The following is a 9,241-nucleotide window of genomic DNA, read 5'->3' as shown; positions in this document are numbered from 1 at the left end:
ACCATGGTGTTGATGCTGCCCATGGTGTTGATGCTGACCATGGTGTTGATGCTGACCATGGTGTTGACGCTGACCATGGTGTTGATACTGACCATGGTGTTGATACTGACCATGGTGTTGATACTGACCATGGTGTTGATGCTGACCATGGTGTTGTGTTTGATATAAAACAGCCTGTGGATGAATTTGATGGTGACCATGATGATGTACTTGTTGCTGATGATGACCGTGTTGCTGGTGATGACCATGATGTTGGTGGTGACCGTGATGTTGGTGGTGACCATGATGTTGGTGGTAACCGTGATGTTGGTGGTGACCGTGATGTTGGTGGTGACCGTGATGGACGTGATGACCATGAATCATTTGTGGACCTACTCCTCCTACTAGAATAGGAGCAACACCACCAAATCCTGGTTGCGGACCAACTGCTGCAGGGAAGCCAGATTGTGCCCCGCCTACAAATGTTGGAAATGTAGTTGGTGCCCCTACAGGAACTCCACCTTGTGCTCCTCCTACAAATGCCGGAAATGTAGTTGGCGCTCCTACAGAAACTCCACCTTGCACTCCTCCTACAAATGCCGGAAATGTAGTTGGTACTCCTATAGGAACTCCACCCTGCGCTCCTCCCACGAATGTTGGCATTCCGGTTTGCGCTCCAGCTACAGATGTAGGAATTCCTTCTGATGATCCGCCCATCCATGTTGGGTTCCCGCCATATCCTTGTTGTCCAGCTCCTCCCATTAGCATTTGTGCATAGCCATCCTCACCTATCATAAAGCCGTGCGATGCGTTATTATCCATCCCTTTCATTTCTTTCACCTCTTTCTCTCAATTTAACCTGCCTTTGTTATCATATTTCTCATACAAGAATAGGTGTTTGTCTATAAGGGAATTCCACTCATTTTTCAGTTGTCTCAAAAAAAGAGCAGCCCTCTCATAAGGACTGCTCTTTCCTATTAATTTGCAACGATATTAACAAGTTTTCCAGGAACAACAATTACTTTACGAACTGTTTTTCCTTCAATTTGTTCTTTAACTGCCTCAATCGCTAGTTGTTCCATTTCTTCTTTTGATGCGTCTTTTTTCGTTTTCAGTTTTGCACGAACTTTACCCATAACTTGAACAACGATTTCAACTTCATCTTCTACAAGTTTTGACTCATCAAATGTTGGCCAGCTTGCATATGTGATTGTTTCACTGTGTCCAAGTTTGCTCCAAAGTTCTTCAGCAACGTGTGGTGCGACTGGTGCAATCATTTTCACAAAACCTTCTACATATTCTTTCGGAAGAACTTCTGCTTTATATGCATCGTTAATGAACATCATCATTTGAGAGATTGCCGTGTTAAAACGAAGCTCTGCATAGTCTTCTGTTACTTTCTTCACCGTTTGATGGTATGCCTTTTCAAGTTCCTTATTTGGTGCATAAGTAATTTTCTCACTTAGTTCACCGTTATCTTGAACAAATAGACGCCATACGCGATCTAAGAAGCGACGAGCTCCATCAAGACCATTTTCAGACCAAGCGATTGAAGCATCTAATGGTCCCATGAACATTTCGTAAAGACGAAGTGTATCTGCACCATGACTTGCTACGATATCATCAGGATTTACAACGTTACCTTTTGATTTACTCATTTTCTCGTTGTTTTCACCTAAGATCATACCTTGGTTAAATAGTTGTTGGAATGGCTCTTTCGTTGGAACCACACCGATATCATATAATACTTTATGCCAGAAACGAGCATATAGTAAGTGAAGTACAGCATGCTCTGCACCGCCGATATAAATATCAACTGGAAGCCATTGTTTTACTTTTTCAGGATCTACAAGTGCTTCGCTGTTGTTTGGATCAATATAACGTAGGTAGTACCAGCAGCTACCAGCCCATTGTGGCATTGTATTTGTTTCACGACGACCTTTTTTACCAGTTTCAGGATCTACAACGTTCACCCACTCTTCAATGTTTGCAAGTGGTGATTCACCTGTACCAGATGGGCGAATATTTTCTGTTTTTGGAAGAACTAATGGTAATTCTTCTTCTTTCACAGCTGTCATTGTGCCATCTTCCCAATGGATAACTGGAATTGGCTCACCCCAATAACGTTGACGGCTGAATAACCAGTCACGAAGACGGTATGTTACTTTTTGATTTCCTGCACTTGTTACTTCAAGCCATTCAATCATTTTTGCAATTGCTTCTTCTTTATTTAAACCATCTAAGAATGCCGAGTTTACGTGCGCACCATCACCTGTATGTGCTTCTTTTGTGATGTCTCCGCCTTTTACAACTTCTTTCATAGGAAGATCGAAGTTTTTCGCAAATTCATAATCACGCTCATCGTGAGCTGGAACTGCCATTACAGCACCTGTTCCGTAAGTTGCAAGAACATAGTCAGCAATCCAAATTGGTAATTTCTCACCGTTTACTGGGTTAATTGCATAAGCACCAGTGAATACGCCTGTTTTTTCCTTCGCAAGTTCTGTACGCTCTAAATCACTTTTCGCTTTTACAGAATCAATGTATACTTCTACTGCTTCTTTTTGGTCTGCAGTTGTAATTTCTGCAACAAGTGCATGCTCTGGAGCAAGTACGCAGTAAGTTGCGCCAAATAGTGTATCAGGACGCGTTGTGAAGATTGTAAACTTCTTATCTGTACCATCGATATTGAAGTGTACTTCTGCACCTTCAGAACGACCAATCCAGTTACGCTGCATATCTTTTAAGCTTTCTGGCCAATCAAGCTCATCTAGATCTTCAAGTAGGCGATCTGCATAAGCGGTGATTTTTAACATCCATTGTTTCATCGGACGACGCTCAACAGGATGTCCGCCGCGCTCACTCTTACCGTCGATTACTTCTTCGTTTGCAAGTACTGTCCCAAGTGCTGGGCACCAGTTTACAGGAATTTCATCTACGTAAGCTAATCCTTTTTCAAATAGCTGTAAGAAAATCCATTGTGTCCATTTGTAGTAGTTTGGATCTGTTGTATTTACTTCACGGTCCCAATCATAAGAGAAACCTAATGCTTTAATTTGATTACGGAACGTGTTAATGTTTTTCTCTGTAAATTCTGCTGGACTGTTTCCAGTATCAAGTGCATATTGCTCTGCTGGAAGACCGAATGCATCCCATCCCATTGGATGAAGAACATTATATCCTTGCATACGTTTCATACGAGATAAAATATCCGTTGCTGTATATCCTTCTGGATGCCCTACGTGTAGGCCTGCACCTGATGGATATGGGAACATATCTAGTGCATAAAATTTTGGTTTTTCTGTCTCATCTGGCGTACGGAATGTTTTATTCTCTTCCCAATACGATTGCCACTTCTTCTCAATTTCTTGATGATTAAAGCTCATGAGATATCCTCCATTCAAGTTATATTTATTTTCACCGCCTAAAATACAAAAAACCTCTCATCCCTAGAAAGGGACGAGAGGTTATAGATTCCCGCGGTACCACCCTAAATTAATGTAATAAAAGATGTTCAAAACGTCCCGTAAAGGTCGCTAAACAAGCATCAATATATACATTCGCTTAGATCCGTAACGTGGATTAACGGCAATTGCTACTTCATTTCACAACTGCAACTCAAAGGCGAGTTCATAACGAAACGTGGATTGACTTGCACCGACCGTCAACTCTCTAAACCAGCTTCTATTACTACTACTCCTTCTCACTGTTATTACAATATGAGTTAATTTAAATATATTCTAAAACAAGTTACATGTTCCGTCAAACTAAACCGCAATTTTTTCTTCTACTGTTTCTTCTACTTTTACTCGTTTATCATACATACTCGTTGCGATAAGTGCTACTACAAGCATTACCATGATTGCAATAAACAATACTTCCATATTATATAAGTCAACAATCGCTCCGCCGACAACAGGTCCAAACATTTTTCCAACAGTCGCCGCACTATTTACAACGCCTTGATAGAAACCAATCTTATCATTTGGCGCAAGGATATTTGCAATTGTTGGAACAGCTGGCCATACAAATAATTCACCAATTGTTAATGTCACCATCGCGACAAGGAACATCGTGAATTGCTGCGCTTGACTAAGTACGATAAATGACACTGCAAAAATACCGATTCCGATCATAATTTGTTGTTTTAAAGAACGCTTCATCGCACGAATCATCATACTTACAAGCGGCTGTGCACAAACGATCATTGCCCCGTTTATCGTCCATAATAAACTATAATGACGAAGGCTAATATTTAGCTCCTGCATATGCGTCGCAATTGCACCTTGCCACTGTACATATGTAACCCAACATAAAGCATATGCTACACATACGATAAGAAGCGCCTTGAATCCTGGTGTAAGTGACCAACCTTTTTTCGCTTTGACCGCTGTTTGTATACTTTGTTCGTTTTTGTCCTCCATACCACGGAATCCGATAAAGGCAATTAAAAAGAAGATAAAGTATAAAATAAAGTTCGCTAAGAAAATATAATCAAAACGATACGAAGCAACTAAACCACCGCACGCCGTTCCAACAGCGATTCCAACATTTTGTCCAACATACATCGCATTAAATGCTCTTCGTCCTCCCTCTGGCCAAACAGTGCCAACCATTGCGTACATCGATGGAAAGACCATTCCAGACCCGAATCCAATTAACGCTAGCCAAACAACATACAACGGCCAACCATGGAAAAACACAAGACCTAAAATCGACACAAGTGTAATAACAATTCCTACTAAAATTGATTTATATCCGCCCCATTTATCAAATAACACACCACCGAGCAAATTACCGATTACACCAGTTAACGAGTTAATCATCAACACCATTCCGGCCACAGATAGAGACTTCCCTAAATGATCGTGTAAATAAATTGTATTAAAAGGCCATAAAAAAGAAGCACCCGTGACATTAATGATCATCCCAGCTACTAATAGCCATACTTTCCTTGGCATAGTTTCCCCTCCTATTCTGTTTTTTCGTTCTATCCATAATAGTAAAATTGTAGTCGTTTTTAAATAGGAAGGCAACTGATTAATAGTTGGTGAAATTCAGACAATGAGATGTAGACTATATAAACACAAATTAAAAAATCGATATAAAAACCCTCTTTTTTAGGCAGGCAAGAGCATCTGGTCACGCATAGAAACCGTCAGGGCCTTTTCCTGCGACATGCAAGGTCTAAAAGTAGCGATCATGGTGTATTCTGCACGGCAGTGACTTATAAAGAAAAGCGGAGCCGACTGTTTAGGCCTGTTGGCTAAGGTTCTTTCACGCAGAAGGTGTTTTTTACCTTCTCGTGTGGAAGGTTCTTAGACATGAGGGCCTAGGAGGCAGAGCTAGACAAAGATGTCGAAAAAATTAAAATATATATAAAACCCACATCTACATAAAGAGGTGGGTTTTCGTTCACGCTTTACAGCATTGGGAGAATACACTGAAATTTCATCCCCTTATAAATCACGTGATTTAAATGTACGAATCGCTATAAAAATAGCTGCTAGCACATATAAAACAACATAAACAATCATCATATTACTCGGCGCTGAAACACTCCCGAACACTCCTTGTGAGGCTATTGATAAAGGATTGTCTCCTGAATCAAATAAATAGATTGTCATTTTACGATACATTGTATCAATTGGGAATAAAAGGCTTGCGATTATGCCCATGTTTACAAGTGCTGTTTTTTGTGCCAATGTACCGATTTGTTCAACAAATCCGCCAATAAATCCAGTTCCGTACAAAATAATTAACACAATGCCAGCATTTAATGTTGCCATACGCGTGCTTAGTAATATCGCGATGCTAATTAAAATAACGGGCTGGATCAAGAAGAGAGCCAATGCTTTTATAATCTGCGTCGCCGTGAAATCTAAATGAAACGCGCTCCCTCCCATTGTTTGATGAATAAGCACGATACTTATAAATAGAAAGGCTGCGTACGCAATCAGTAACAAGCATAAGCCGATCCATTTTCCCATTAAAAAGGAAAAGCGTGAGATTGGCCTCGTTAACCACGTATCAATTTGATGGCTTTCAATTTCATTGGCAATACTGCCAACACTACTTAAAATAGCTAACAACGCCGTAATAAACGAAGAAAAGTACAACCCCACTCCAAGAAGCTGTGTAGAAAAGAAACTCTTACCCATAAAGTCTTGAGCTGCCGAAATACCGCTAGATTCTCCTGGAAGAATTTCACTAACGGCATAATGAATGGCCACCCCATAAAATATTAAAAAGACAAATGTCATACATAACGTAATAGTAAAAATACGCTTTAACAGAATTTCTTTAAATGATAACTTGGCGATTGTCCACATGCTGCGTCCCCTCTCTCTTATTTACCCAGTACATAAACACATCTTCCAAATGCGGGTGAACCGGATTTAACTGATACACTGGAATATGTAGTGCTACAAATGCTTCTAACAATCTAGGAATGTCATCTTCTTGTTGTAGCGTAATAATCCAACGCTTACGATTTTGCTGTTCTTCTATCTTCCGTACATTTTTAACAAACGAAGGCAGTTGTTTAAAGAACAATTCGCTCTTTTCACCAAGTGTTACTTCAATTTCCGTTTGAATCATCATCAACGAGCGCCAATCTCCTTGGACAATTAACTCTCCCTTATTAATAATCGCCACGTGATCACATACATGTTCAATTTCATTTAATAGATGGCTGTTTAAAAATACTGTCTTCCCTTGGTCCCGAAGCTCTTCCATTAAATGACGCACTTCTTTCCGCCCGATTGGATCAAGCGCAGATGTTGGCTCATCTAAAAAAATCAATTCCGGATCAGAAAGCAGGGCACACGCAAGTCCGATACGTTGCTGCATTCCTTTTGAATAACCGCGAATTTTTTCTTTTTCCCTACCCTTTAAGCCAACTTTTTCAATAACCTCACTCATTTTTGCTTTCCGCTCACGAGAAGGAAGATCGCATAGTTTTGCATGTGTTTCAAGTAACTGCCATCCGGTCAGCCAATCAGGATAGCGAAACAGCTCAGGTAAATAGCCAATACGCCGTTTTGATTCTATTGTCCCAATCGGCTGTCCTAACATTTGCGCTGTTCCCGAATCCGCATGGATCAATCCAAGCATCGTTCGCACAAACGTACTTTTCCCTGCACCGTTAGGACCTATAAATCCGAATACAGTACCGCGCGGCACATCTAATGAAATGTTGTGGATACCGCCTTTTCCGTTATATTGTTTTGTTAAGTTCTTCGTTTGAATAATCCAGTCTTGTTTCATGTTTTACCCCCGCTCTATACAGGAACAGAGCCGCCCCATTTCGCGGAGCCGCTCTTGTTCAATCATTATTTTAATTCATTTGCAAGTTTAATAAGATCGTTTGCATTCAATTCTTTCTCTTGCTCTTTATGTTGCTCGACCATGTGCATTTTCCCATCTTTCTCCCAAATAAGTACATTTTCATATTCAGCGCTATATAAGACGGCCTTTACTCCTTGAACCTTTGTCTCCGATACTTTTGCACCTTTTGCTACATAGGGAATCGGCAATGTATGTGTCCAATCTTGAATACCTGCAAGTTGTGTTTTCACATTCCCTGGAATAATCGGAAGCTCTAAAACTGTTTTTTGTAATTTCGTAACATTTACACCTTCTGGAACAGAAATTTTTGGTGCATCAATTACATTATAGGAAAAAGCGCCTGATGTTCGATTGCCCTCAACTTCTATTTGAGTACGTACTGATTCCGGAACTGTGATTGAAAACTGCTTACCATTCAAAGCACTTTCAAACTCAGTATTGCTTTGTAGTTGTTTCAATAATTTATTAGCTTTTTCTGTATCGAGCTCAAATTGCATAATAAATGACGAATTCACATCCACATTCGTTACCCGATATCCATTTGGCACTTTTGGAACTGCATACCCAGCTTCTCTTGCTTGCTGTTCCGACTGAAAATGAGCATCTTTTTTGCTTCCATTATCTTTGATTCCTATTTTACCAATTCCTTTAATGGACTTCTCTCCTTCTTCCATATTAGAGATCCATCCTTCAATTTCACGTAAGTCCGAATCGGTAAGTTGAACGAACTGCACATCCTTTACTCGAAAAATCGATAACAAGTTATTTGCTCCTGCCCGTACTTCTGGAACTGTTAAAGACACACATACAACTGCTGCCGCTGCTGCTGCAGTAATCCAACGTTTAGATGATTTCTTCATATTATGCCATCTTCCCTTCTTTTTACTTTCTTCACTGTTTGTTTCTTCCATTTTATGATTTTGTATATTTTGTTCAAAGGTTTTCCAAGCTTGTTCAACATCGATATCAATCTCTTCACTAACGTTTGTGAATTCATCATCCAATACAACTTCTACCCATTGATTAAGCTTACTTACTTCTTCTAACGCCTTTTGACATGCTTTACAATGGTCAAGATGTTGAATATATTGCTTTCTTTCATCACGGTTTAATTCTCCATCTAAATACGCCTGAATAAATCCAATATCTTGGCATTTCATTTGTCACTCCTCCTTCATCCCTCTATACATCTTCCGAAATTTCGCTTTCGCTCGTGCTAGCAATGTTCCAACCGAGGAAACTTCCATATGAGTAGCCTCCGCGATTTCTTTATATTGAAATCCCGAAAACTTCATTAATAAGAGGGTACGTTCACGCTCATCCATTTCTTTTAATGTACTTTGTACACGAGTAATTTCTTCTTTTTGAATACATTTCTCTTCCGATGATGGACTACTCATTGATTGTTTATAATTTGCTTCTTTTTCAATTCTTGCTTGATGCCTTTTTTCAGATCGCAAATAGTTATATGCTGCATAAATAGATGCTTTTGCCAGCCATGCCGATACACTTTCAATCTCTTTCCATTCTGTATGATATAATTGCAAAAATACTTCCTGCGCTAAATCTTCAGCAATCGCTTGCTCTCGCACAATTCGCATAATTTGTCTCACAACTTGAGCATAATATTGTTTAAATACATCTTGAAACTGTATATTAGAAACTGAATCTTGTTCATATATATTTAACAATGAAGCTTTCACCTCCACTCGTTTCTTCCTCCTTATTAGTCACTTTCACTATAAAGAAACCACAAATTTGCTATTTGTGACAAAAAATAAAAAATATTTTCTTGTAATGGTTCATTCTTATTATAACCGTGTATTGAAACCCATTTTAATTCCTTGATCTCTAAGAAATTTTGTTCAGAAGCATAAATCTTATATATAAAAAAAGGAGCTGCCTCAAAAGA

Annotated in this window: 8 protein-coding genes and 1 other annotated feature; all 8 genes read right to left on the bottom strand. The window is 39.5% G+C overall.

Annotated elements, in window-relative coordinates; genetic code table 11:
- Nucleotides 1-810: hypothetical protein (locus CN288_RS23215; protein ID WP_098303199.1), on the bottom strand; the 810-nt coding region annotated here is incomplete at its 3' end.
- A 146-nt stretch (nt 811-956) separates the two neighbouring features.
- Nucleotides 957-3,365, bottom strand: a complete 2,409-nt coding sequence (gene leuS, locus CN288_RS23210; RefSeq protein ID WP_098303198.1) for a leucine--tRNA ligase — start codon at nt 3,363-3,365, stop codon at nt 957-959.
- A gap of 66 nt (nt 3,366-3,431) precedes the next feature.
- Nucleotides 3,432-3,695, bottom strand: a binding site (T-box leader).
- Nucleotides 3,696-3,746: 51 nt separating this feature from the next.
- A complete protein-coding gene (locus tag CN288_RS23205; RefSeq protein WP_098303197.1) occupies nt 3,747-4,940 on the bottom strand; it encodes an MDR family MFS transporter in 1,194 nt (397 codons plus the stop codon).
- Between the two features lie 498 nt (nt 4,941-5,438).
- Nucleotides 5,439-6,311 (bottom strand): ABC transporter permease subunit, encoded by an 873-nt coding sequence (locus tag CN288_RS23200; RefSeq protein WP_090688052.1) that lies wholly within the window; start codon nt 6,309-6,311, stop codon nt 5,439-5,441.
- Nucleotides 6,283-7,248 (bottom strand): ABC transporter ATP-binding protein, encoded by a 966-nt coding sequence (locus CN288_RS23195; protein ID WP_090688055.1) that lies wholly within the window; start codon nt 7,246-7,248, stop codon nt 6,283-6,285. Before CN288_RS23195 ends, CN288_RS23200 begins: the two co-directional genes overlap by 29 nt.
- Before the next feature lie 65 nt (nt 7,249-7,313).
- Entirely contained in the window at nt 7,314-8,489 is a 1,176-nt protein-coding gene (locus tag CN288_RS23190; RefSeq protein WP_098303196.1) for an anti-sigma factor family protein, read from the bottom strand.
- Nucleotides 8,490-8,492: 3 nt separating this feature from the next.
- The gene (locus CN288_RS23185) at nt 8,493-9,038 is read right to left on the bottom strand and encodes an RNA polymerase sigma factor SigX (RefSeq protein ID WP_081811111.1); all 546 of its coding nucleotides are present in this window, start codon (nt 9,036-9,038) and stop codon (nt 8,493-8,495) included.
- Between the two features lie 17 nt (nt 9,039-9,055).
- The coding region (locus tag CN288_RS29310) for a hypothetical protein (protein ID WP_217994262.1) at nt 9,056-9,241 on the bottom strand (186 nt) is incomplete at its 5' end.

The sequence above is a fragment of the Bacillus sp. AFS023182 genome, from assembly GCF_002560575.1.
In the GTDB taxonomy this organism is placed as follows: Bacteria; Bacillota; Bacilli; order Bacillales; family Bacillaceae_G; genus Bacillus_A; species Bacillus_A arachidis.
This window is presented reverse-complemented; position numbering and strand designations above follow the sequence as displayed.